The 23,890-nt window shown below is 70.9% G+C and carries 20 protein-coding genes and 1 tRNA gene; 12 read left to right on the forward strand and 9 right to left on the reverse strand.

Annotated features, from left to right (window positions below):
- Nucleotides 1-432 precede the first annotated feature (432 nt).
- The 4 genes from OG702_RS21080 (at nucleotide 433) to OG702_RS21095 (ending at nucleotide 5,253) form a co-directional block, all read left to right on the forward strand.
- Complete coding sequence (locus tag OG702_RS21080; protein WP_327290463.1) at nucleotides 433-1,626, forward strand: DNA polymerase III subunit delta'; 1,194 nt, start codon at nucleotides 433-435, stop codon at nucleotides 1,624-1,626.
- Nucleotides 1,627-2,266: 640 nt separating this feature from the next.
- Complete coding sequence (locus tag OG702_RS21085) at nucleotides 2,267-3,355, forward strand: hypothetical protein (RefSeq protein WP_327290464.1); 1,089 nt, start codon at nucleotides 2,267-2,269, stop codon at nucleotides 3,353-3,355.
- Between the two features lie 87 nt (nucleotides 3,356-3,442).
- The gene (locus tag OG702_RS21090; protein ID WP_327290465.1) at nucleotides 3,443-5,074 is read left to right on the forward strand and encodes an alpha/beta hydrolase; all 1,632 of its coding nucleotides are present in this window, start codon (nucleotides 3,443-3,445) and stop codon (nucleotides 5,072-5,074) included.
- Nucleotides 5,075-5,176: 102 nt separating this feature from the next.
- Nucleotides 5,177-5,253, forward strand: a tRNA-Thr gene (locus OG702_RS21095).
- A gap of 240 nt (nucleotides 5,254-5,493) precedes the next feature.
- Here the strand turns inward: OG702_RS21095 and OG702_RS21100 are convergent.
- The 8 genes from OG702_RS21100 to OG702_RS21135 all read right to left on the reverse strand — a co-directional run bounded on the left by OG702_RS21100 (nucleotide 5,494) and on the right by OG702_RS21135 (nucleotide 15,348).
- Nucleotides 5,494-6,063: a methyltransferase domain-containing protein gene (locus OG702_RS21100; protein WP_327290466.1), complete on the reverse strand. Its 570-nt coding sequence runs from the start codon at nucleotides 6,061-6,063 to the stop codon at nucleotides 5,494-5,496.
- A 35-nt stretch (nucleotides 6,064-6,098) separates the two neighbouring features.
- Nucleotides 6,099-7,001: an NUDIX domain-containing protein gene (locus OG702_RS21105; RefSeq protein ID WP_327290467.1), complete on the reverse strand. Its 903-nt coding sequence runs from the start codon at nucleotides 6,999-7,001 to the stop codon at nucleotides 6,099-6,101.
- 128 nt (nucleotides 7,002-7,129) lie between these two features.
- The gene (locus OG702_RS21110; RefSeq protein WP_327290468.1) at nucleotides 7,130-8,398 is read right to left on the reverse strand and encodes a M15 family metallopeptidase; all 1,269 of its coding nucleotides are present in this window, start codon (nucleotides 8,396-8,398) and stop codon (nucleotides 7,130-7,132) included.
- Nucleotides 8,395-9,876, reverse strand: a complete 1,482-nt coding sequence (locus OG702_RS21115; RefSeq protein WP_327290469.1) for an NUDIX domain-containing protein — start codon at nucleotides 9,874-9,876, stop codon at nucleotides 8,395-8,397. Before OG702_RS21115 ends, OG702_RS21110 begins: the two co-directional genes overlap by 4 nt.
- A 346-nt stretch (nucleotides 9,877-10,222) precedes the next feature.
- Nucleotides 10,223-11,518, reverse strand: coding sequence for a methyltransferase, FxLD system (gene fxlM / locus OG702_RS21120; protein ID WP_327290470.1), 1,296 nt, complete (start codon nucleotides 11,516-11,518; stop codon nucleotides 10,223-10,225).
- A gap of 23 nt (nucleotides 11,519-11,541) precedes the next feature.
- A complete protein-coding gene (locus tag OG702_RS21125) occupies nucleotides 11,542-13,533 on the reverse strand; it encodes an ABC transporter ATP-binding protein (RefSeq protein ID WP_327290471.1) in 1,992 nt (663 codons plus the stop codon).
- Nucleotides 13,534-14,155: 622 nt separating this feature from the next.
- Nucleotides 14,156-14,353 (reverse strand): hypothetical protein, encoded by a 198-nt coding sequence (locus tag OG702_RS21130; RefSeq protein ID WP_327290472.1) that lies wholly within the window; start codon nucleotides 14,351-14,353, stop codon nucleotides 14,156-14,158.
- A gap of 476 nt (nucleotides 14,354-14,829) precedes the next feature.
- Nucleotides 14,830-15,348: an ATP-binding protein gene (locus OG702_RS21135; protein WP_327290473.1), complete on the reverse strand. Its 519-nt coding sequence runs from the start codon at nucleotides 15,346-15,348 to the stop codon at nucleotides 14,830-14,832.
- 234 nt (nucleotides 15,349-15,582) lie between these two features.
- Here OG702_RS21135 and OG702_RS21140 point away from each other — a divergent pair, with 234 nt between their 5' ends.
- Nucleotides 15,583-16,398 carry an SDR family NAD(P)-dependent oxidoreductase gene (locus OG702_RS21140; RefSeq protein WP_327290474.1) on the forward strand — a complete coding sequence of 272 codons (816 nt, stop codon included), beginning with the start codon at nucleotides 15,583-15,585 and terminating at the stop codon, nucleotides 16,396-16,398.
- Nucleotides 16,399-16,408: 10 nt separating this feature from the next.
- Here the strand turns inward: OG702_RS21140 and OG702_RS21145 are convergent, their stop codons facing one another.
- Nucleotides 16,409-17,794, reverse strand: coding sequence for a hypothetical protein (locus tag OG702_RS21145; protein WP_442814489.1), 1,386 nt, complete (start codon nucleotides 17,792-17,794; stop codon nucleotides 16,409-16,411).
- A gap of 203 nt (nucleotides 17,795-17,997) precedes the next feature.
- Here OG702_RS21145 and OG702_RS21150 point away from each other — a divergent pair, with 203 nt between their 5' ends.
- From OG702_RS21150 to OG702_RS21180, 7 genes are all read left to right on the forward strand, one after another.
- Nucleotides 17,998-19,518, forward strand: a complete 1,521-nt coding sequence (locus tag OG702_RS21150) for a radical SAM protein (RefSeq protein ID WP_327290476.1) — start codon at nucleotides 17,998-18,000, stop codon at nucleotides 19,516-19,518.
- Nucleotides 19,502-20,212, forward strand: coding sequence for a maleate cis-trans isomerase family protein (locus OG702_RS21155; protein WP_327290477.1), 711 nt, complete (start codon nucleotides 19,502-19,504; stop codon nucleotides 20,210-20,212). Before OG702_RS21150 ends, OG702_RS21155 begins: the two co-directional genes overlap by 17 nt.
- Nucleotides 20,209-21,033, forward strand: a complete 825-nt coding sequence (locus tag OG702_RS21160; RefSeq protein WP_327290478.1) for a hypothetical protein — start codon at nucleotides 20,209-20,211, stop codon at nucleotides 21,031-21,033. The genes OG702_RS21155 and OG702_RS21160 overlap by 4 nt, the downstream gene beginning before the upstream one ends.
- Nucleotides 21,023-21,847 (forward strand): carbohydrate kinase family protein, encoded by an 825-nt coding sequence (locus tag OG702_RS21165; RefSeq protein WP_327290479.1) that lies wholly within the window; start codon nucleotides 21,023-21,025, stop codon nucleotides 21,845-21,847. The genes OG702_RS21160 and OG702_RS21165 overlap by 11 nt, the downstream gene beginning before the upstream one ends.
- A 21-nt stretch (nucleotides 21,848-21,868) precedes the next feature.
- Nucleotides 21,869-22,816 carry a nucleoside 2-deoxyribosyltransferase gene (locus tag OG702_RS21170; protein ID WP_327290480.1) on the forward strand — a complete coding sequence of 316 codons (948 nt, stop codon included), beginning with the start codon at nucleotides 21,869-21,871 and terminating at the stop codon, nucleotides 22,814-22,816.
- Nucleotides 22,813-23,313, forward strand: a complete 501-nt coding sequence (locus OG702_RS21175) for a hypothetical protein (RefSeq protein ID WP_327290481.1) — start codon at nucleotides 22,813-22,815, stop codon at nucleotides 23,311-23,313. Before OG702_RS21170 ends, OG702_RS21175 begins: the two co-directional genes overlap by 4 nt.
- 81 nt (nucleotides 23,314-23,394) lie before the next feature.
- Nucleotides 23,395-23,700, forward strand: coding sequence for a MazG nucleotide pyrophosphohydrolase domain-containing protein (locus OG702_RS21180; RefSeq protein ID WP_327290482.1), 306 nt, complete (start codon nucleotides 23,395-23,397; stop codon nucleotides 23,698-23,700).
- Nucleotides 23,701-23,890 lie beyond the last annotated feature (190 nt).

Here is a 23,890-nt window from a genome sequence, read left to right on the forward strand (position 1 = left end):
CCGGCGGCTCCCTGCCGACACTGGCTGAGGAGGAGGGGGTCCGGACGGGGGCACCCCCTCCCGCACCTTCCCCCGGGGGCGTTGGATGTCTCCCCGGGGGCGCCATCCGTGCCCACGGCACACCGTCACGCACGGGCGGAACAGCCGCCGATGGTGGGCCACTCCCACAAGAAGACCTGCAGACGACGTCGTATCCGCACGGGTCTGGGGGCACCCCCACGCGGAGCCGTGGGGGAGGGTGGGAAACACCCCGCGCCGCCAGGCGCGGGAAACCCCCACGGACGTGCACCCGCCGGCGGTGGCGGCCCGCACCCGGGACCGCCGCCGCGAGGCACCCCGCACGGACGTGCACCCGTCACCGCTGGGTGGGCGGGCGTTCAGCCCGCACCATGCGTGCCGCAGAATGGAAGCTGGCGGCGAAAGGAGTACGCGGTGACCGTATGGGACGACGTGGTCGGCCAGCCTCACGTGGTGGCCGAGCTCTCCGCGGCTGCGACCGACGCCGACGCGGTCGTGACGTCCGGTGGTGCCGGGTCGCGTATGACCCACGCCTGGCTCTTCACCGGCCCCCCCGGCTCCGGCTGCTCGACCGCCGCCCGCGCCTTCGCCGCGGCGCTGCAGTGTGTGAGCCCGGACCGCGCGCTGGGCGCCGATCCCGGGTGCGGATTCTGCGACGGCTGCCATACGACGCTGGTCGGCACGCACGCCGACGTCGAATTCGTCCGCACCGACCTGCTGTCCATCGGCGTCAAGGACACCCGTGACCTGGTGCGGCGGGCGTCGCTGTCGCCGGCGGGCGGCCGCTGGCAGGTGATCGTCCTGGAGGACGTCGACCGGCTGACCGAGGGCGCGGCCAACGTGCTGCTCAAGGCGGTCGAGGAGCCCGCACCCCGTACGGTCTGGCTGCTGTGCGCGCCCTCGGTGGAGGACGCCCTGCCGACGATCCGTTCGCGCTGTCGGCTGCTCAGCCTGCGTACGCCGTCCGCCGGGGCCGTCGCGGACGTGCTGACCCGGCGGGACGGTGTCGACCCGCGGCTGGCGGCGGAGGTCGCACGGGCCACCCAGGGCCACATCGGGCGGGCCAGGCGGCTGGCCACCGACGAGTCGGCGCGCGAGCGCCGGGCGGCGGTGCTGCGGCTGCCGCTGCGGGTCGCCGATATCGGCGGCTGCCTGCGGGCGGCGCAGGAACTCGTCGACGCGGCGGCCGAGGACGCCAAGGCGGTGGCCGACGACGTCGACGCCAAGGAGACCGAGGAGCTGCGCGCCGCCCTCGGCGCCTCGGCCGGCGCGGGCAGCCGGATGCCGCGCGGCACGGCGGGCGTCATGAAGGACCTCGCCGACCGCCAGAAGCGCCGCTCCACCCGGACCCAGCGCGACACCCTCGACCTCGCTCTCACCGACCTCGCCTCCTTCTATCGCGATGTGCTCACCGTCCAGTTCGGTACGGGCGAGCGCATCGCCAATACCGAGGTCGGCGACGGCATCCGCCAGATCGCCGCCACCTCCCGCCCCGAGCACAGCCTGCGCCGCATCGAGGCCGTGCTCGCCTGCCGCGAGGCCCTCGACCGCAACGTCGCCCCCCTCCTGGCCGTCGAGGCCATGACCCTCGCCCTTCGCACCGGCTGACCCCACCCCCCAACCCGAGCCAACCCCCCGCCCGCCCGAGACCCTGAAACGTGAAAACCGCCCCCTGATCCGTCGCGTCGAGGCCACGCGCCGCGGCCGTCCCCCGTCCTCCTCCCCCCCCCCGGGTCGGCAGTCCCCGGCCCCCCCTCGCGGCAGGCCCGAGCTCTCAGGGGCGCGGGGAACTGCGCGCCCAGCCCCCACCGGCGCGCGGGTCGTCACTCACCCCGACAGGCAGTTGCGGTCGGAGTCAGACCACCGGCGGATGATCCCCTCCTCCGCAGCCCCGAGCCCCGCCAGGGGCCGCCACCTCCGGGGCGAACCGGCCCCCGTGCCCGCGGCGTCCCCAGCCCGGGGGCACGGGCGCCCAGGCCGCCTGCCCCGCCCCCGCGCGAAGCGCGAAGCGCGAACACACCCCAGGCCGCCTGGCCCGCGCCCCCGCGCGAAGCGCGAACCCGCCCGCGCGGCGGCGCAAACCAGACCGTGCTGCGGCCTCAGGCCGCCCGCGATGTGGCGTTCGGGTGATCGCGGCCCCGCGAACGTAACGGCAGCCGGAGCTGGGCCGGTCGCCGTTGCAAGGTGCTGGCAGTGGTCCTGCCCGCCGTGTCCCCCGCGGGGCCGCAGCCGTCCCGAAGGGGTTGCCGTGGCTGACGTCGTGCGGTCCGTAACGATGGTGGTGGCCGCTGCCGCCGCCGTACTGCTCGGGCATCGCGCGTTGCGGCACTGGTGGGCCGAGCGCGCCGGGCGGGCGTACGAGCTGCCGGAGGACCGTACCGGCACCGCCCTGCGCGCGGGCGCCGCCGGGGCCGCTGCCCTGCTGGCCGCGGGGATGGCCGTACCACTGTTCGCCGGTGGCCGCGGGCAGGCCGAAGCCGGTATGAGCGCACCCGCACCCGCACCCGTCGTCGCACCGGCGCCGCCGGCCCGTACGCCCGAACCCGCCCCCCCGCCGCCCGAGGTCCACACCCTCGGGCATCCCGCGGGCGGCACCCTCGACGCGTTGCGCGACGGCACCCGGGTGTGGCTCCCGCCGAAGTACGCCACCGCGAAGGCGGCCCGGATCGGCTTCCCGGTCGTCGTCGCGCACCTGCCCGCCGGCGCGGACGCGGACCTCTACGAGGGCTTCGCCCGGGCCGCGAAACGCGGGCTCGCCGACGCCTTCGTCCTCGTGCTGCCCACCGGCTGCACCCAGGACCCCGCCGTCATCGCCGAGGTCGCGCGCCGCTACCGCGTGCTGCCCGCCCGTACCGCCGCCGGCGTCATCGGGGCCGGCGCCGACGCCCCTTGCGCCGTACGCGAAGCACTTGCCACCACTGGCCGCTTCGGCGCCGCCGTCGGGATCTCCGGTCTGTATCCACGTCTCGTCCCCTCTCGCTCACCGCACCCCTCCTTGCTGCTCGCCACCGCCCCCGGTGAGACCGCCGCCCAGGCCGCAGCCCTGCGTTTGCGCGACGCCCTGCACCCGCACGGCGACCAGGTACGCGTCATCGACGCCCTCGCTGCCCACCGCGACCGCTTCGCTCTGATCGCCGGCTACCTGACGGAGAAGCTCGACGGCCCCGCAACGGCCGTCACCCCGCCGCCGGCCTCCGTATCCCCCACCGTTCCCGCATCCCCCGCACCTCCCCGATCCCGCTTGTCCCCCGCCACCCACACCTCCTCGGCGACCCCACCGACTGCCTACCCACCCCACAGCGCACCGCAATCCCGCAAACCGGCCCAAAGCCAGTAATCACTCATTAGGGGACACCGTTCCCGGTGGACCCCCCTCGCCGCCAGCTACGCTCGCATTCATCCGACGGGAGGACCTGAGCCGCCGATGCACCCCACGCACCCCACGCGCCCGCTCCGCCTCCCGGCCACCGTCATCGCGGTGACCGGGTTGCTGCTGCTGTCCGCCTGTTCCAGCGGCGCAGGCCACCGGGCCGCCGCGTCCGTCTCGACCCAGGCCCCGGCCGCCCAGGACGCGACGGGCGCCCCGGCCCCGTCCGACACGGCGTCGACCGGCACGGCCACGCTCGCCCCGCTGCCGGCCGCCACCCCCGCCGACCTGGCGCCGTACTACAAGCAGAAGCTGTCCTGGCGCTCCTGCGGCGTCCCGGACTTCCAGTGCGCCGCCATGAAGGTGCCGCTCGACTACAGCCACCCCGTCGCCGCGGACGACCTCAAGCTCGCCGTCGCCCGCAAGAAGGCGCCCGGCCCCGGCAAGCGCCTCGGCTCGCTGCTCGTCAACCCCGGCGGCCCCGGCGGCTCCGCCATCGACTACCTGCAGTACGCGGCCACCGGCTACCCCGCAGCCGTCACCGGCCGCTACGACATGGCCGCCGTCGACCCGCGCGGCGTCGCCCGCAGCGAGCCCGTGAAGTGCCTCAGCGACAAGCAGATGGACGCGTACACCGCCGTCGACTCCACCCCGGACACCACCGCGGAGGCCGACAAGCTGGCCACCGCCGACCGCTCCTTCGCCGCCGGCTGCAAGAAGACGTCCGCCGACCTCATCGGCCACGTCTCGACCGTCGACTCGGCCCGCGACATGGACGTCCTGCGCCAGCTGCTCGGCGACACCAAACTCAACTACGTCGGCAAGTCCTACGGCACCTTCCTCGGCGCCACCTACGCCGGCCTGTTCCCGCAGCGCGTCGGGCGGCTGGTGCTCGACGGCGCCATGGACCCCTCGGTGAACGCGCTGCAGAGCAGCCGCACCCAGGCCGGCGGCTTCGAGATCGCCTTCAACGCCTTCGCCCGCGACTGCGTCACCCGCTCCGACTGCCCCCTCGGCCGCACCTCCGCCGCCGACGCGGGCACCCGCCTCGACGCCCTCTTCGCTGGCCTCGACAAGCACCCGCTGCCCACCGGCACCAAGCGCCCGCTCACCGAGGCCCTCGGCACCACCGGCGTGATCGCCGCCATGTACGACCAGGAGGCCTGGCCGGCCCTACGCGGCGCCCTGATCGCCGCCAACAAGGGCAACGGCGCCGCGCTCCTCCAGCTCTCCGACAGCTACTACGAGCGGGACGACTCCGGCAAGTACAGCAATCTGATGTACGCCAACGCCGCCGTGAACTGCCTCGACCTCCCCCCGGCCTTCCACTCCCCGGCCGACGTCACCAAGGCGCTGGCCGGCTTCCGCGCCGCCTCCCCGCACTTCGGCGCCGCCCTGGCCTGGTCCTCGCTGATCTGCGGCTACTGGCCGCTGCACGCCACCGGCCACCCCGAACGCATCCCCGCCAAGGGCGCCGCCCCGATCCTGGTCGTCGGCACCACCCGCGACCCGGCCACCCCCTACGCCTGGGCCCAGTCCCTCGCCTCCCAGCTCTCCTCCGGCCACCTGCTCACCTACGACGGCGACGGCCACACCGCCTACGCCCGCGGCTCCACCTGCATCGACTCCGCCGTCAACGCCTACCTCCTGTCCGGCACGGTCCCCCCGCCCCACCAGAAGTGCACCTGACCTGCACCCTTCCAAGATCCCCACCTGGTCGGAACCACCCCCCACAACCCTGTAGACTTGGCGCCGCTGCGCCTGCCACCCTTGGCCCCGAGCGCGCGGCATGCCGCCTTAGCTCAGTTGGCCAGAGCAACGCACTCGTAATGCGTAGGTCTCGGGTTCGAATCCCGAAGGCGGCTCCACGGTGAACCCCAGGTCAGGCCTCTGACCTGGGGTTTCTTGTTTTCGTTGACCTTGGAATCCGGCCTAATCGGACACGTGTGGTCTATGCATCGCAATGCGCGGGTCGCAGGTTTGGTTTCCGTGACCGCATAGACGACTAGGGCTTCTGACCTGGTCTTTTGTGCATTTGGGAGGGGTGAGGCGGGCGCACGCAGTGGGTCTCGGTGGACAACCGGTGGACAGGTGTGCATGACGCTTCATCAGGGTCTGTCGCTGTCCCTGAACGGACGGGTGAGTATGCGGCCATCCTCGATGGAGGGTCGGCGGCGCCGGGACTGTCCGGTGCCGACAGATCTCACGCAGCCGCTTCGATTCCGACGATGATCACATACCTGACGTTCGGGCGGTGGCCGATCGCGCAGTGCCGGCAGCGAGCGGTGCGGGTCGATGAAGGCGAGCGTCCCGATCGCGTACGGGGCGTCGAACGGCTGGGCTCCGGCCAGGTACTCGGCCACGTCTCCTCGGACGAACTCCACGCCGCCGATGTCTGCGTGGGTGGAGACGGCGCGCTCGTGCCGGGTCGGGGACAGCTCGATACCGGTGACGCGGGCTCCATGAGCGTGGGCGAGGTGGACGGCGTGGTGGCCGGCCCCGGATCCGATATCCAGGATGCGGCGGCCGGTGATGTCACCGAGCACTTCTGCTCCCGGTCCGATCCCTTCCCAGGGCGTCCAGCCGAGCCGGTCGGGGATGGGCGGGGTGAAGGCGCGAGCTAGTTGGCGCTGGCCGTAGATCTGCCAGGCCCGGGTGTCGGTGTCCTCGGCGGGCACCGGTTGCCTCCTGGTGGGCGGGCGGGTTCGGGGGGTCAGGTGTGCGTGATCAGGTAGGCGGGGCCCTCGCCGTGCCGAGCCCGTTCGACGGCGTCGAGGCGGGCGAAGGCGCGCGCCCCCATCAGTTCCTGCCAGGTCGCGAGGTCGTGGACGGCCCACATGTCGTGCTCAGCGGGATCGAGGTGGATCCGGCCGAGCTGGTCGGCGGTCAGATGCCCTCCGTCGAAGATGAGCCCTACCTTGTTCAGCGGCAGGCGCGGCCCGGCGTGCAGGAAGTGCGTCAGGAGCAGCTTCGGCGTGTCCAGACCGAGTTCGAGGCCCGTCTCCTCGACCGTCTCGCGCTGTGCGGTCTGCAGAGGGTCCTCGCCAGGGGCGTCGAGATCGCCGCCCGGGAACTGCCAGAGCCGCGAGCCGTAGACCGAGCGCAGTTGGACCGGCCGGTCGTGCTCGTCGCGGATGTACAGGCAGCCGTAAACCGTGTGGTGGGGGACGGTCTGCGCGTACTGCGTGGGCGTCATCGGCATGGGGCGGCCCGGCCGGGCAGGGCGGTGATCGAACGCGAGGGCGAGAACGCCTAGCGCCTCTCTGGCCGGCGGGTAGATGCTGTGGAGGTTGGCGAGTTGCTCTTCGGGCAACCCGTCCGGGTCGACGCGTGCGGGGTCCTCGGAGGTGAGCAGATCCTCGAAGGAGTGGTACCGGGTGATCCGCTGCACGGTGACGTCGAGTTCCCGTGCGGTGTCCCGGTCGTGGAAGACGACCGTGTCCCCGGCGGCGACAGCGCGCTTGTTCGGGGTTGCGACCCTCACTTCGATCGTCTTGCGGCCGGCTTCAATTTGGCGGTAGTACCGCCCGAGCAGGTGCATGTGGTGCTCTTGGGGTTCGTATCCGGCCGTCGGACCCGGGACGGCCGGGATCGACTGCTGGGTGTCGTCAGGCATACGTGCCTCCGTTCGATGCGTTCCGTCCGTTGCGGTCTTGGGATCGCAACAGGGCCGGGGGCGATGTCCACACTCCTGTGCCCGCGGCTCGGCACGGGTGGCGAGGAAGCGGCCGACGCTGCAAGGTGCTAAGCCAGTTCGATCGGCCCATACCGCGCGTGCGGCTCCTGCCGCATCAGCGCGTCGTACCGGTCCGCTACCGAGAAGTGCCAGAACTCGGTTCCGTAGTTCGTAAAGCCGGCGGTCTCCATGGCGTTGAGCAGCAGCGCGCGGTAGTGGCGTGCGTAATGGCTGAGGTTCGTGGCGTGAGTGAAGCAGGCGCCGTCGCTCTCCTCGGGGGAGGCGTTGACGCGGGTGCCGAGGTCGATTTCGTGGCCGTCCTGGTCGACGAGGGTGACGTCCACCGCCGCGCCCGCGGAGTGGGGCGCGATCTGCGGTGGCGATACGTAGCGGCCGGCGGCCTGGTGCAGCTGTTCAGCGGTCCAGCCGGGGTGGGCGGCGGCCAGCTCGTCCCGGTATTCGGTGAAGTAGCGCTGCTGGAGGGCGAGCGGCCGGTAGCCCTCGATGAACAGCAGGTCGGTGCCGGCGGGCAGGAGCGAGCGGGCGTGCTCCAGCCGGGCCAGGACGCCCTCGCGGACGAGGGTGAACGCGCCGAGCGGGTCCTGCTTACGGGGATCGACGCGGAAGCTGTGGCCCCGCATGTCGACGAGTGGCTCCCCGCACTCGCGCACCGGGATCGCGGCGACCTGCGGATCGGACATCAGCACCAGAGCGTTCATCGAGTCTCCCTGTGACGGCTCGCACTGCGGCGGCGGGATGGGGGAGGCAGCGGCCAGGCCGGTTTCGCGCACGATTCGCGCGAGGGTTTCCCGCAGTGTGCTGTCGGCCGGGATCACGGTCTCCAGACCGCCGGGCAGCAGATCCAGCTCGCGGTACCAGGAGGCGAGGTGGCTGTCGGTGACTTGCGCCAGGTAAGCGGCATCCGCCTTCGACGCGTGCCGGGCGAATGTCGTTTCCAACGGCACGTCCAGGTAGTAGCAGCTGGAGACGCCGCGGTGGTCCCGCACCAGAGACGTGATCATGTGGCCGTAGCGGTCGGCGTACAGGATCCCTTCGAGCACCACGTGAAAGCCGGCGTTCAGTGCTTCGCGGGCGATCCGGGCCAGCAAGGCGATGTTGGCGCCGCGCGCGGTGTCGTGTTCCCTGAGCACGTTCCGGCGGATCACGTCCTGCCCCACGATCGCGATACCGCGGCCGTAGTGATCTCGCAGGCTCTGGGCCACGCTTGACTTGCCTGAAGCCGAGTTGCCGCGGATCACCACAAGGCGGGTGTCCTCGCGGCCGGCCGCGGTTGCAGTGGACAGGCGACGGTGTGCGCCACTCGGCGTGCCGGTCATGTGGGCCAGCCCGTCTCGCTGTACAGCTCCCCGTTCTGGATCTTTGCGATGGCCACCCGGGTGTAGGGGACGAGGTCGTCGGGGAGCGCGGTCGGGTCCCAGAATTTCCACTGGGTGCACTTGTCAGGCTCGCGCAGTTCCGGCTCGCCGCTCCAGGCGCGGGCGCGGAAGAACAAGCCCATGCGGGGCCGGTCCCCGGCCTTGTCGATGTGGTGGATGACGTGGACGAGTTCGACGTCTTGGGGCTCGATGTGCAGGCCGGCTTCCTCTTGCGCCTCCCGGATCAGGCAGGTGATGGCGCTCTCCTGCTCGCAGTGGCCGGCCAGGACATGCCAGGCGGACGGCGCGAATGCGGAGTCGGGGTGACGCAGCCCGAGCAGCACCGTCCCGTCGGGCCGCTCCAGGTAGAGATGGACGCCGATGACGTTGAGGACCGTGCCGAGCGGCGAAGCTCGGCGCTCCTCCTGCGGTGCGAGCCCGTCCTGGGGCGCGGTACTGGCCGGGCGGCTGGCGGCGTGGCGCCGTACGAGGTCGCTGGTCGTGTCTGTGATACGGAGACGGTGCAGGTCGTCGGGGGCGAACCAGGCCAGCATCACCCCTTCTGTGAGGTGGAGTTCGCGGGGATCGCCGTTCCAGCGGCCGGCGTGGATGGCGATGGGCACGGTAGCGCCGGCGTCGTCGGCGGCGTACTCGGTGCCGAAGGGAATCAGGTCGGCGATGTGGAGGCCGGCCTCCTCGGCCAGTTCACGCCGGACGGTGTGTTCCATGGTGGCGTCCTGGGGTTCGCGGCCGCCGCCCAGCAGGGACCACATGCCAGGCTCCCGGATCCGGCTGGGGAAGTAGTCACGCAGGTGGAGCAGGTACTCGCCGCGGTCGTTGTAGATCAGGGCGGAGGCGTTGCCGGCCTCCGGTTCGGCTTCGGGCGTGAGCTTGAGCAGCTTCTCGCGCAGGGAGGGTGAGGTCACCTTGTCCATGGGCCGCCACTCGACACCGCCGACCTCGTCTTCCTGCAGCACCACCGGCACCTCTGCCGCGGTGTGCAGACGGAAGAGGAACCGGAGGTCGAAGTGCTGGTGACCGGGTTCGCCTTTGCTCGGGCGGGCGTCGATGGTGTGGATGTCGATGTCGAACGGCACGGTCTCGTAGCCGGGCCACGGTGCCACGGCCTGGGGCGGGATCCCGGTCTCCTCGTGCAGTTCCCGCAGCGCCGCCCCTACCAGGGACTCGTCGGCGGGCTCGGGGTGTCCGCCGGGGGCGAGGACCTTCCCGCTCGCAAGGTGCAGCACGTGCAGGACGCGGCCGAGCGGATCGACGACGATCGCGCCGCAGGTGACGTGTCCGGTGAAGGTGGAGCGGCTGGCGATGTCGGTGGGACGGTCGAGGGCGTCCAGGAGTATGCCGAGCTGCTCGCGCTCCTGAGGCTGGCGAGCGAGATAGGTGGCGACGGCCGTGCGGATGTGGTCGTGCGACAACGGCATGGGACGACCTCGGAGGTAGGCGGGGTGGGACGAGTCGGAGGCGGGGTGGGCGTTCGTGTCAGCTCAGCCGCATCCCCTCCGCAGGGATCTCCTCGACGGCGGCGGCGCGAGCGGTGGGCAGGCCCCACTGCTCGCGTGCCGTCTCCGCCGCGGGCGGTGATGACCGCGGCGGCGCCGAGCCACGCCGCATGCCGGGGGACGGCATACCGCGCCGCGGGCAGAGCAGAACGCGGGCGACGCGATCCGAAGGGGAGACGGGAGAGGTCACGTGGCTCTGCCTTCCGAGACGGTAGGGGGGCGAATGTGCAGCGAGGCCCGGCGAACGGTGATCAGGAAGCACCGCCGTTCATCCGGCGCCGCAGCTCCCAGAGTCGGTGAGCAGGGCAGCGCTGCCGGGCACGATCGGCCAGTCCACGGTGATACGGGTGTGCTTCTTGGCGAACACATGCGGTTCGTGGTCCGTGCCCGCCGGGGCACAGCCGGCTGCCGGGCGGGCGGTGATGAGGGGGCAGCGGGCGCTGCGGTGGTTGCGGTGCCAGTGCTCGACCTGCTCGGCCATCTCTTGCGCGGCGAGGTGTCCTTGGGTGCCGTGGCCGTGGACGACGAACTCGTACAGGCCCTTGCCGTCGGTCCCGTCGCCGATGCGTTCGGTGGCCAGCCGGGCGAGGGAGGCTCCGCGGACGATGGCGGCGCCGGGCCAGTGCCGGGGCGGCGGGTTCAGGATCCCGTTGTCGGCGTCGGGGTCGACCGAGAGGCGGCAGAAGCCGGGCAGGGCGCCGGCGAGGTGGAGGGTGAGGGTGTCGAAGGGTTCCTGCCCGCCGACGGTGATGTGGGTGCGGGTCACGGTCGGCTCGCGGGTGAGGGCGGGGGCGAGCTGGTCGACGGGCAGCGGGGTGCCGTCTTCCCATGAGAGGTGGACGCCGGTGCCGGGGACGGTGCGGCGGTTCGTGTTCCAGACGCCGTCGCCCTGCATGGCGACGAAGCCGCAGACGACGAGGGGCTCGTCGCTGTGCAGGGCTCCCTTGTCCTTGGTGAAGCCGATGGCCCAGTGGTAGCCGTGCAGACGCAAGGGTGCGACGAGACGGCCGCCCTCGGCCAGGGCGTCGATCCAGGGCAGGTCCCAGGTGTCGACGGTGACCACGATGGCGTCAAATCCGCCGTCGGGCACCACACCGGCGGGCAGGTGCTCGGCGTCCGCGGTGACCACGCGGACCTGGTCGTATCCGGTCTGGCGCAGGAATCGGGTGGCCCGGTCGGTGACGGCGGGATCGATATCGAGGGTGGTGACCTGGCCGTTCGGGCCGGCGAGTTCGGCGATGAGCGCGGCGTTGTAGCCGCCGGAGCCGATCTCCAGAACGCGGTGGCCTGGCTGGATCCGGGCTGCTTCGAGCATGTCGGCCTGCAGCCAGGGCGCGGAGATGGAGCTGGTGACGGTGCCGTCGTCGCTGTGGCGGGTGGCGACGATGTCGTCGGCGTACGCGGTGTGGAGGGGGACCTCGGGGGCGAAGGCGTGACGGGGCACGGTGCGCAGGGCGTGGTCGACCGCGGGGGTGCGGATGTGTCCTGCGGCGGCGAGCTGGTCGGCCAGCCCGTGGCGCAGGGCGGTGGGGTCGTCGAGGTCCGTGGTGGGCGACGTGGTCACGGCGGGCCTTTCGGTCGAGCGGGTCATACCTGGTCCGAGACGGCGGGCGGGGCGGGGTGGGGGATGGCCGCGGTCGGGGTGTACTGGGCGGCCTGGGCGTCGAACATGGCGGCGTACCGGCCGCGGGCGGCCATGAGTTCGTCGTGGGTGCCGTGCTCGGCGAGGTGCCCGCCTGCGAGGACGTATATGTGGTCGGCGTGGCGGACGCCGGACATGCGGTGGGTGACCAGGACGACAGCCCGGTTCGGGGCGGCGAGGCGGTGGATGCGGTCGAAGGCTTCGATCTCGGCTTCGGGGTCGAGGGCGGAGGTCGGCTCGTCGACGATGAGGACACCGTCTGCCTGTGATGTCGAACTGCGCCAGTGCGTGCGGGCCAGGCCGACTTTCTGCCATTCGCCGCCGGACAGTTCTATGGCGCCGCGGAACATGCGGGCCAGCAGGCTGCGCAGGCCGTCGGGGAGTTTGGCGATGACGGGGCCGGCGGCGGCGTAGTCGACCGAGGGCCCCAGGTCCTGGTCTGTTGCGGGGTGGTCGGGGCGCCCGAGGCGGATGTTCATCGCGGCGGTCACGGGCCAGCGCTGGAAGTCCTGGGTCAGCAGGGAGACCCGCTCGAAGACCTGGGCGCGGTCGAGGCCGGTGAGGTCCGCCTCGCCCCAGCGCAGCGCGCCGGAGGCGGGCAGCAGCATGCCGGAGAGGACCTTCATCAGGGTGCTCTTGCCGGAGCCGTTCTCGCCCACCACCGCGGTCACCGACCCCATCGGCAGGGTCAGGGACACCCCGTCCAGGGCAGCGGTGTCCCGGTCGGGGTAGCGGTAGGTGACCTGGTCCAGAACGATCTCCTTGACCCGTTCCGGTACGGGCGCCCCGCCGGACGGCAGTGTCCGCCGCCCGGCCTGGGCGAGGAAGCGGCCGTGGTCGCGGACGTAGAGGCTCTCCTCGTGGAGCTGGTTGATGTTCATGACCAGTGCGCCCAGGCTCGCCGAGCCGGTGCGCACGGCGATGACAGCGGTCCCGGCGACGGCGAGGCTCATGTGCCCGGCCGTGACCAGCCAGAACATGGCGCCGTAGGTCGCGGCCATGGCCAGGCCGGACAGCGCTGAGGCGACCCATTCGGTCAGGGCCTTGCTGGAGGCGAGGCGTTCTTGTTCGGCCTCCGCGCTCTCGGCCATGCGCTCGTAGCGGCTGAGGAGGAAGGGGCCGACGGCGTGGAGTCGGACCTCCTGGGCGGCGGTGCGTTCGGTGAGCAGGTTGCCGATCAGGCGGCTGGCCCGTACGTGCTCGATCCAGCTCATCACCGACACGTACCGCTCCTGGGCCACGCGCATGGCCCCCCAGCCGCGCGGGGCGGCGATGAGGATCAGCAGGGGCAGCAGCAGCGGGTGCAGTACGGCCAGGACACCGGCGGTGGTGATCAGCGAGATGAGGCCGTTCAGCGCCGCGACGCAGGCGCTGATCATGCGGCGGGCGGAGCCGGGGCCGTGCTGGGCGATGTCGACGAGGCGACGGAAGTCGGGGTCGTCGATGGCCTCCAGTTCGACTTTGGCTGCCGCGGCCAGGTACTGGGTGGTGGCGATCCGCTCCACCTTGGGCTCCAGCCGCCCGGCACGGGAGGTGGACCAGGCGGACAGGGCGGAGTTGACGACACCGACGACCGCGGCGGCCAGGAGACCGGGCAGCAGCGCGTGCAGCCGCTCGGGGGCGCTACCGGTGCCGGCGAGCAGCGCGTGCATGACGGCGTTGACGGCCAGCAGCCCGGCGGCTGCGGCGATGCCCTGGCAGATCTCGCTGACGCCGACCGAGAGCAGGGCACGCCGGTCGGCCTGCCACGCCATGCGCAGCGTGGCGCCGACGAGTGAGGGCATGGAGCGCAGCGCGGACATCATCGTCAGGTCCAGGCTCGCGTGCTCGTGCTGGGACCAGCCCATGTCGTAGCGCAGGGGCCCGCCGAACAGCTCGTGTTCGGCGTCGGAAACCTGCGGGTCGGCCATCGTGACCGGTCCGAAGAACCTCTTCACCGGGCGCCTCCCGCAGGCCAGTCGGTGGCCCGGTGGGACGGGCCGCGGGTCATGCCAGGTACCTCGTATCCGGTCGTGACCCACGGGTGGGCAGGGTGTTGCGGTCGGCGGTGGAGTGCAGGGTGGTGCCCGAGAAGGCGGTGGCGTTTTCGAACGCGGGATGAACGAGCGCAGGGCAGCGTACGGGATTCATGGGGGCTCCTCGGGTGAGGTGCGGACTGGTAATCGGGTAACGGGGGTTCTCCTGTCGCCGTAACGGGTGAAGGCGGGCGAAATCTAGAACCTGAATTCGAATGCCCGGCCTTCTCCTTCTGTGGTCGGGCAGGCGGGCTGTGATGCTGCGTTCGATCACTCATGTGGGTTCCGGTACCTCCGTCAGGGGATTGCCTGGTGCCGCCTTCTGTCCCGCAGAAGTCGCTTCAGGTCGGCTTCGCCGAGGGTGACGGAGTCGGACAGAAACCGCTGATGGCCCGTGGGCATGGTCCCGGCACTGAGACCTGCGGCCCCGACCACCGCGCCGAGTGCGGATGCCCGCTCGGCGCTGGGGATGGCTCTGGCGGGCGGGTGGTGCAGCACTTCACGCGCGGCATAGACGTCGAGACGGGCCGCGTCGGCGAGGGGCTCAAGCGGTCGGGTCGCTCAGATCGATCACGGTGAAGTCGGTCAGAGTCATGAGGAGTTGGCTGGCCCGTGTCCAGGACAGGCGAGGGTCGCCCAGGCGGACGGCTGCGGCGTCGTACACGCGGGGGCCGGACAGGGCCGCCTGGTAGACGGTGCCTTGGACGCCGTAGAAGGTGAAGGCCGAGGCCCGCACAGCCACGTATCGGGCTCGTAGATGGACGCAGGACCGTACCGCCTGGTGGGCGCAGGGGCGGCAGACCGGCGGGTGGGCGGTGTGTTCCGCTCCGGGCCTCAGGTCGTCGGCAGGTGTGTCGACAATCCAGAGCACGCCGTCGGCGGTGCGGTCGGCCGGCCCGCCGCAGACCTGGCAACGGAGCCCCGCCATACACAACCGCTGCCGCAGACTGTGCACCTTCCCGTACTGGGGCACACCATGGCCGGGCTGGGAAGGAGTCCTGCTCCACAGAATCCCGTACGAGTCCCGGTCGAACGACCGCTCGTTCGCGTAGCCGATCCCCCGAAGGCCCCGACGAAACACCATCGGCATGTCCCCGTCCCGCTCCCCGCTCCACCGCGCGATGAACGGCACCGCGCTCCGCTGGGACCCGTGCGATCGCGCCTTGCTCTGGGCTCCGCCGAGCCTGTGCGTCGGCGTTCGTGCAACGTTTCGCGTGTTCATGGAAAGGGGCTCTCTCGTGGACGACGTAGATCGGCGGACAGGTGGAGGGACGTAGGTGAGCTTCCGACGCTGCTCTCAGAGAGGAGCGGTACCTCGGCCCACACGACCTTCCCCAGCTCCGGCTGGCAGGGGTAATGGCCCCATCGCGTGCTCAGACTTGCCACGAGGAAGATGCCTCTTCCTCCGGCCGCTTCGACACCGACCTCCTTCAACCGAGGGGGTGTCGGATCTCGGTCCCGTACCGAGATCCGCACCATCGAGTCGGTGGCCTCCAGCACCAGCTTGACGGTGCTGACCGGCTCCGGGTTGGACGGGAGTGAGCCCGCCGCCGTCCCCGGGTGGCGGATCGCGTTGGTGACCAGCTCGGACACCACGAGGCGGGTCGTCTCGACGGTCTCCTCGGAGCACACCTTCCAGCCCGGCAGCACGTCCGCGACGTGCCGTCGAGCCGAGGCGGGCGAACTGGGCGTATCCGCCAACGTCAGGATGCTGATCAAGGGTGATGCCTGGGACACGATGTACCTCCCGGTCGGAGGGGAGCGTTCGGCTGCTGGCTCTCGACTCGTTCTCGATTCGGGTCGCCCTGCCCGGAGGCGAGGCGGATCGCCGGCACACGGACTGGCGACAGCCTCGCCGTAGACCCTTGAAGTGGTAGGCATCCACAGAACCGTCTCGGCACCGCTCGCAGCAGGGGCAACAGGGGGTGTAATCAAGCAGGCGGGGATGCAGGAAGGCACCAGGAGGAAGCGATGTCCACCATCAGGGAAACCAGCGCAGCGGGTGGGCGGGGCGGTCGCTTCGAAGGGCGCCGAATGGTGGTGACCGGTGGTTCCCGTGGCCTTGGAGAGCAAGTGGTCCGGCTGCTGCTCTCCGAGGGGGCCGTTGTCGCAACCTGCGGGCGGACGGCCGATCACCTCGACGCCCTACGTGACGCCGTTGAGCCTGGCGATCGACACCGGCTGGTCACGCGAGTTCTTGACCTCGTCGAATCTGGGGCTGTCGAGACCTTCGTCGCGGAGGCAGCCGACGAACTCGGCGGCCTGGACGGTGCGGTCGCGAGCGCCGGTGGAGCGCGGGGTCGCGGTATCGCCGAAGCCACGCATCAGGACTGGTCGACGACCTGGGAGATGAACGCGGGACACGCTGCCCGGCTCATCGGCTCGGCGGTTCCCCACCTGCGGGCCGCCGGCGGCGGGTCCGTGGTGGTGGTCTCGTCGATCTCCGGCTCCCGGCCGGGTCCCCAGGCTCAGTACGGGGCTGCCAAGGCCGCTCAGATCCACATGGTGTCGTCTCTGGCGCGGGAGCTGGGCGCCGACGGCATCCGGGTTAACACCGTCAGCCCGGGGTCGATGCTCATCCGGGGAAAGCGCTGGGACCGAATGCGGGAGGAGGACCCGGCCGCCTTCGACAGGTTCCGTGACGAGTTCCCCGGCCGTGAGCTGGTCGAGCCGCGCGAGGTCGCCGACGTGATCGCCTTCCTGCTGTCGGCGGAGTCCCGGGGGGTGACAGGGGCCAACATCCCCGTTGACCGGGGGCAGAACGCCCCTACACCCGACGGGTACTGATCAGCGGACCTCAGGCCGCCTCGCCGAGAATCGGCCGAGCCTTCCGCTCGAAGTCACGCACGAGAGCCTCGGTCCGGCGAGGAGCGAGCCGGGACCGGAAGTCTCTGAGCGCCTGCACCGACCGCTCGCTGTGGACGTCTCCCAACTGGTCCAGCGCACGTGTCGCCGTTCCGATGGCCTCGTCCAGACGGTTCTGCTGGAAGAGGGCCGTCGCCAGTACGGAGCGGCTGATGGCCTGCCGGCGGCGCCGGTTGGCGTTGGCCCGCACGGACGCTTCCGCCAGGCGCTCCGCCTCCGCGGACTCACCGAGATCGCGGTGGACGAGCGCGGCCTCCGCTTCCAGATAGTGATGATCCAGATATCCGACCCAGCGGGACTCCTCGTCGGTCCCGCGGCTCAGGTCGAAAGCCGCGGTCGCGGCGACCAGGGAGCGGGTCGCCGGTTGTGAGTCGCCCAGAGCGGCGTGGCCACGGGCGGCCATCGCGTGCAAGCGCATCAGCCCGAGCGGACTGCCCGCGGACTTGGCTGTGGCGATCCCGGCGCGGGCAAGCGAGATCCCTTCGGCCGGATTTCCGAGGCTGGTGGCCAGGTGGGACATGCCGGCCAGGATCTGACCGCCGAGAACGCGGTCACCGCCTTCGGCACACAGCCGGAGGGCCTGGGTCATGTACCGCTGTGCCAGGCCGTAGTCGGCGGAGTCGTACGAGCACCACCCGGCCATCGCGGCGAGTTTGGCCGCGGACGTGAAGAGAAGGCGTCGCTGGTGGGGAGGCGTGCCGCGCTGTTGGAGCATCGGCGTCAGCTCTGTGCTCAGGTAATTCACGATGCTGGCCCGGACGCCGCCACCACCGAACCTGTTGTCCATCTCATCGAACATGCTGATCATCGCCCGCACACGCTGCGCAGGGCCTCCGCCCGCAACAGCGGCCAGCCGTGGCGCCTGGTCCTCCTCCAGGAGCCAGAGCAGCCACTGGCGCTGGGGATCCATCAAGGCCGTCGCCACGAACGGAACGGTCCCGAGCAGACTGCGGCGCGAGGTGTCGGTGGAGCCGAGCTCCGCGAGGATGTGCAGCGTTTCGGCCACATCTTCACGATACGTCAGTGCTTTTGCTACGACCGGGCGTTGCGGCTCAGTGGGGAAAGCGAGATCGACCTGCGACACCGGGCGGCCGAGAAATCCCGCCAGGGCAGCGGCGATGAACTCCGGAGCCCGCCCTCGCGGGATCATGCCGACGAGCCACCAGGTGACGGACGCCTTGTCGTACCGCGACACCACGCCCTGTGCCCGTCCGAGTTCGTTGACCTTGCGGGCCAAGGCCGCATGTGAGCAACCGGCTTCGAGGATCGCCGACCCCAGTGCGGTGTTCCCGTCCGCAGGGCCTCTGTTCCTGACCATGTTCTGATGATGCCCTGTCGGTCACGCGGCGTCCCAGTCTTCGTACGGCGGGTAGCTGATTTACAACCCCTATGCAACCGAACAACCCTGACGACCCCTCGTCGGGAGCCTGTCCCCGCCCGAGACTGAGAACGCGGGGGCGAAGGTCCAGTGCTCCGGGGGATCCCGTGGCCTGAGGTAGCCCCGGCAGAGGGAGGGGAACGATGAGCCCAGTCGTGATCTTGGATTGCTTCACCGTCGAGCCGAGCGGCCTCGGTGTGCCGCCCTACCTGTCGACGTACGTCCGGAGCGCATGGTCGGCTCTGCGGCGGTCCCGGCCGGACGCAGACGCGCGTTACCTGACGATCGACGACGTCCGCTGGTGCCTCGCGGGCGGAAGGCCCGCTGTGGAGCCGCCGCAGAGCGATCCCCTGACGTACTCCGTCACCGCCAACCGCGACAACGCCATCCAGCTCCTGCGTGACGCCGAGCTGGTCGTCGTGGTCGCCGGTGACGCGGTGCCGTCCGTCCACCTGCACGCCGTGAACGGCTCGCCGGAGGAGATCGCCCGCGCCCTCGCGTGCGTCCGGGGCCGACGCTGCCTTCTCGGGCCGCTGTCGGCGTACGTGAACGACGCTCCCGCGCAGTACGCCGGGCTGTTCGACGCCGTGCACGCGGCGACCATCACGTCCAGGGACGTCACCCTGGGCAGCCGCCAGGCGGCGCCGTACGACCTGATGCGCGGAGACCGGGACGACTTCAGCGGGCTGGTCGCGCAAATGCCGTGGCGACCGATCGCCGAGCTGGAGCTGTACCGCGGGTGCACGCGCCGGAAGTTCTGCGACTTCTGCAACGAGCCGGCCAAGTCGCCGCTCGTCGCCTTCCGGGACGTCGAGGACGTCGTGGAGGAGGCCGCCCAGCTCTACGCGGCCGGAATCCGCAACTTCCGGCTCGGCCAGCAGACCTGCTTCTTCTCCTACCGCAACCGGGACGAGGAAGCGATCCGAGCACTGCTCGGCGGCATCCGGGAGCGTTGCCCGGAGCTGGAGGTGCTCCACATCGACAACGCGGACCCGCTCGCCGTGGCGGCCCCGGTCGGGGCAAGGATCGCCAAGCTGGTGGCCGAGTACTGCACCGAGGGCAACTGCGCGCCGATGGGCATCGAGAGCTTCGATCCGGCCGTCGTCGACCGGAACAACCTCACGTGCACCCCCGACATCCTGATGCGTGCCGTCCAGCACATCAACGAGGCCGGCGCAGGCAGCGGCCCCGGTGGACTGCCGAAGCTCCTGCCCGGCCTGAACCTGATCTACGGACTGCCCGGCGAAACCCACGGCACCCACGTCGCCAACCTTCTGGGCCTCAGCCGGATCCTCGACGCGGGGCTCCTGTGCCACCGCACCAACGTCCGGTTGGCCCGAGCCTTCCCGGGAACGCCGCTGGCCGCCCTCGGCCAGCAGGATCCCCTGCCGTCCGCCGAGCACTTCGCCTCGTGGAAGGCGGACATCGACTTCGGCTGGGACCAGCCGATGAAGGAGCGCGTGTACCCCACCGGATTGCGCGTCCCGGGCCTGCACTCCTACTTCGTCGGCCAGGGCGGCACCTGGTGGCGGCGCCTGGGCTCGTACTCGATCCAGATCATCGAGCGCGACACCGCCACCCCCGTGGGAACCGTCGGCGACCTCACCGTCACCGGCCATGCCCCTCGGACGATCTATGGAGAGCGCTTTGCCGCAGCGGCCTGAGGGCACCCTCGCCCTGCTCGCGAGGCTTGACGAGGGCAGCAGCCGCACGGTCCGCGTCGGGGTGCTGCTGCCCTGGGCCAACGTCGCCGTCGAGACCGAACTCCCGCGCCTGGGCCTGACGCACACGGTCTTCCACCACGCCCGTCTCGTGCCGGAGTCACGGACCACGGCGGTCGACGACGCCTTCTGGAACGGACTGCGCGAAGCCGCCGCCGGAGCGCTGGACTCGTTGTCGCACGTGCCGCTGGACGCGGTCGTCCTCGCCTGCACCTCGGCGGGATTCACCGGCGGTCCTGAGTTGCCGCCCGGCGTCATCACGGCGTTCGACGCCTTGGTCGGCGCCCTGGCCTCGGCCCGACTGGGGCGGGTCATCCTGGCCACGCCCTATCCGCACCCGGTGACCGCGGCGGAGAGCGAGGCTCTGAGCAAGATGGGCATCGATGTCCTGGCCCACGCGAGCCTGGGGCTCGATGACGGCTATCCGGCGGTCAGTGCGGAGGAAGTGCTGGCCCTGGTCAGCGCCCTGCCGGAGGGGGCGGTGCGGGCGGCTGACGCCGTCGTGCTGTCGTGCACCGGGTGGCACACCCTTCCGGTCGTCCGGGACGTGGAGCAGGCAACGGGTAAGCCCGTGGTTACGTCCAACCTCGCCATCGGGCTGCTGGCAGCCCGCATTTCCGCCGGAGCAGCCCTGTGACCCTCGAACGTCCAAGGCCCCGCTCGATCGACAACCGGCGTATCCACCGCCTTGTCGAACGGGCCGCCGCCCTGCCCGACGTCCGCACCGAGGTCGAGGCCAACCACGACGACAACCGGTGGTGGCCGTTGTCCATCACCGATCCCCGCATGCGCATGCTCGCCGCCGGCTGGTCCACCCGGGTGTCCTACCGGATGGTGGAGACCTACCGGCAGGTGATCCTGACGGCCGACGCCCGCGGGTTCGACGCGCTGGCGAACGCGTCGGACGGCGACCTCGCCGCGCTGGTCCGGCCGATCGGACTGCCCCGAACCCGGATCGACTACCTGCGCTCGCTCGCCGACCTGTGCACGCTGTGGGACAAGCACGCGATCGATCCGTCATCTCCCACCGCAGACGTCGATGACCTCGTGGCGGACTATGCCGAACGGGTACGCGGTGCCTCCTTCAAGGTCGCGCAGTGCGCCCTGCTCAACGCCCGCGGCTACCACAGCGGCATCATCCCGGTGGACTCCGGAATGGTCGGCAAGCTCGCACCCGCTCTCGGCATTGAGCTGCCGAACGGTGCGGTCGCCCACGAGAGGTTCCGGCACATCCTCGAAGCGGCGGTCCACGCGCACCGCGAAGACTTCCGGGCGCTCGCGTTCCGGCACGAGTACGCGGTCACTATCCCGGACGGCGTCAGGCCGACCTGGTGGGTCCACCTGGTCCTCATCTATTTCAAGCGCCTCTACCTCAACGGCCCGTCCCCTCGGCTGTGCACCCACCGACCGGTGTGCACGCAGGTGGTCGACTGCCCGCATCGGAAGCGTGGAAGGTGACCGCGCTGGCCGTGATCGGCAACGTCTCCCGCGACACGACGCGCTACCCCGACGCCGGGGAGGCACCAGCCTCGGCGGCGCGGCACTGCTGATCTCGCTGGCCGCCACCCGGGCCGGACTCCGCGCCGGACCGGTCTGCGTCCTGGGCGACGACCTCGCCCACCTCCCGGAGGCAGCCGATTTCGCGGCACTGGACTGGTCGGCGGCATCCCGACTCACAGGCCCGACTCCGTCGTTCGGCCTCACCTACGACGTGACCGGTGAACTGCTCGCGGTCACCGCTGACTACGGCGTCGCCGAGAAACTCACCGACCACGTGCTCGCACACCTGGCCCGCTCCGCCGACGGCACGTACCACGTCTGCTGCCGGCGCCCCCTCGGCGTCCGCGCGGTCCTCGCCGAGCTGACCAGACAACGGGCCGACTTCAGCCTCGACTTCTACCTGCCCAGCGCAGCACCGCTGATCCGGGAGGCTCTTCCCTGGCTGGCGGAGGCGTCCACCGTCTTCGTCAACGCGGCTGAATACCAGGCACTCCGGGGCCTGGTCGATCCCGCCCACTTGCGGGAAGTCGTGATCACTGACGGCCCCCGCACGGCGCGCGTCCTTGAGTCCGGGCGGGCAGTCGCCGAGGCCCGGCCGCCGACCCGCGCTGCTCGCGACGTGACCGGGGCGGGCGACACGCTGGCCGGCACCTACCGTGCACAGCGCGCCCAAGGCTCCACGGCTCAGCAGGCTCTCGCCCGGGCGGTGTTCGCCGCCGCCGAGCACGTCACAGCACCGCCCCTGCCGATTCCGGCGCCCCGCCGCGCCTGACCCATCCGTTGGGAGCACCCGGTGTATTACATCGCTCACCGGCTCTTCGCCGCGCACGACCGCGCCTTGGGCGCCGACCTCGCTGACCGCCTGGCCGACAAGACCGGCCCGGACCGCGTCTTCCTGCCGTTCTGCGACACCGACGAGGAACAACTGGTCGCCGACGTCAAGGGACGACGTCTCTTCGAGCTGGACCGTGAACGCCTTCGTCGCATCGACGCGATGGTGGCCATCCTGCACGGCCCGAGCCTGGACGACGGCGTCTGCATGGAGATCGGGTACGCCTGGGCGTGCGGCGTGCCGGTCGTCGTACTGACGACGGACTTCCAGACGTACTCGCTGACGGAGGACGGTCCGCGGCTCGAATTCCCCGATCCGTTGATCGAGGCGGCGGCGACTCGCGTCATCCGGCTACCCCGCCTTGGCACGCCGAGTACCGCGTCGGGGTCGGGTACGGCCTCACGTTTCACCGCTTTCCGCGAGCGCAACCTCGTGCAAGTGGCGTCCGCACTCGATACCGCTGTCGAGGCTCTGCTCGAACTGTCGGCGACTGCTCGATACGAACCTCACCCACCGGTTGGAGGGGAGGCGTACGTGGAGCCCTCTCCGTACAGCCGTCAGGGTGTCGATCATCTCGTCCAGGCGTGCGTCTCAGTCGGGCACCGCATTGTCGGGCCGCAGCGTTTTGCCGCGCCTGAACCCGTCTCGGCTGGTCTGGCAGACCTGACAGCCGCTGTAGGTGCGAGACGACTCCTTGTCGACGTCTCCGGACCGGAAACCCCACCCGGTGGCGCACTGTTGATCGGCGCCGCGTGCGCCTCCGGCACGCCCACTGCTGCCTACGCCTGCCGAACCGGCTTCACCCACGCCGTCGGGCGTGAGCCGAATTTGCGGAACCTCATGATCCAGTACGCCGTACAGGCCCGGCTCGACACCCCGGAGGCCGTCACCGCCTGGCTGTCGGCATGAGCGTCGAACAGATCGCCGCAGACCACCGGACCCTGGTCCTCGAAGGGTGCGACGGCGTCGGAAAGACCACCCTGGCCCGACGCCTGTCCGTCGACCATGGCTTCACCGTGGTGCACTCCCCGCGAACCCCCGACCACCTCGACCTCGCCGGCCGATACCGAGCGATCCTGGCCCAGGAGGGGCACCTTCTGTTCGACCGCTGCTTTCTCAGTGAACTGGTCTACGGCCCTCTTAACCGCGGCCGCTCACGCATCGCGTGGAGCGAGGCCATCGACCTCGCCGAAACCGTCATCGCCCGAGACGGCCTGCTCGTCCACCTCACCGCCCCGCCGACCGTCGTCCACCAGCGGCTCCTCGCCCGCGACGGCGAGGCCATCAGCCTGGACGACGTCACGGCTCTGATCGCGGCGTACCGGCGCGTGTTCGACACCCTGGCGGACTACGCACCTGTGCTGACGATCGACACCAGCACGCTGGACATCCCCTCGACAGGGTGAACTTCCCTACCCCTCTCCCGGGACGCGTTCCTCACCTCGCTAGGCTGCGACCGCACCTGCTGCCACGCCGTCGGAGGAGCCATGGACATCCGGTCCGCCCAGAAGCTCGCCTGGGAGAACAAGACCGCCAAGGGCTTCAACACAACCGACGTGCCGCTGGAGTTCGGCCTCCTCACCGCCGAGGTCGGCGAAGCCTTCACCGCCTGGCGCAAGGGCCTGCCCGACTTCGGCGAGGAGCTGGCCGACGTCTTCCTCTACCTGGTGGCCCTGGCCGAGATGAACGGCATCGACCTCGGCGACGAGGTGGCCCACAAGATCGACAAGAACACCCGCCGCGTGTACGAGCGCAACGAGCAGGGAGTACCGATCCGGATCGGTGAAGGCTAAACACGTACGAGCTCGTAGGTCGCTGTCATCCATGACCGACATTGGACCGAGGCATCATGTGGTGCTCGGCCGCACTTCGATGAGCACGGAAAGTGGAATCCACCACTGCCGCGCCCTCCAGAGCCTCCGGCAAGGAGTCGTTTATCACCAGAAGGCGGGTGAAGAGGGAACAGTTCTCAAAGACGTCGGA

Source organism: Streptomyces sp. NBC_01198, from assembly GCF_036010485.1.
In the GTDB taxonomy this organism is placed as follows: domain Bacteria; phylum Actinomycetota; class Actinomycetes; order Streptomycetales; family Streptomycetaceae; genus Actinacidiphila.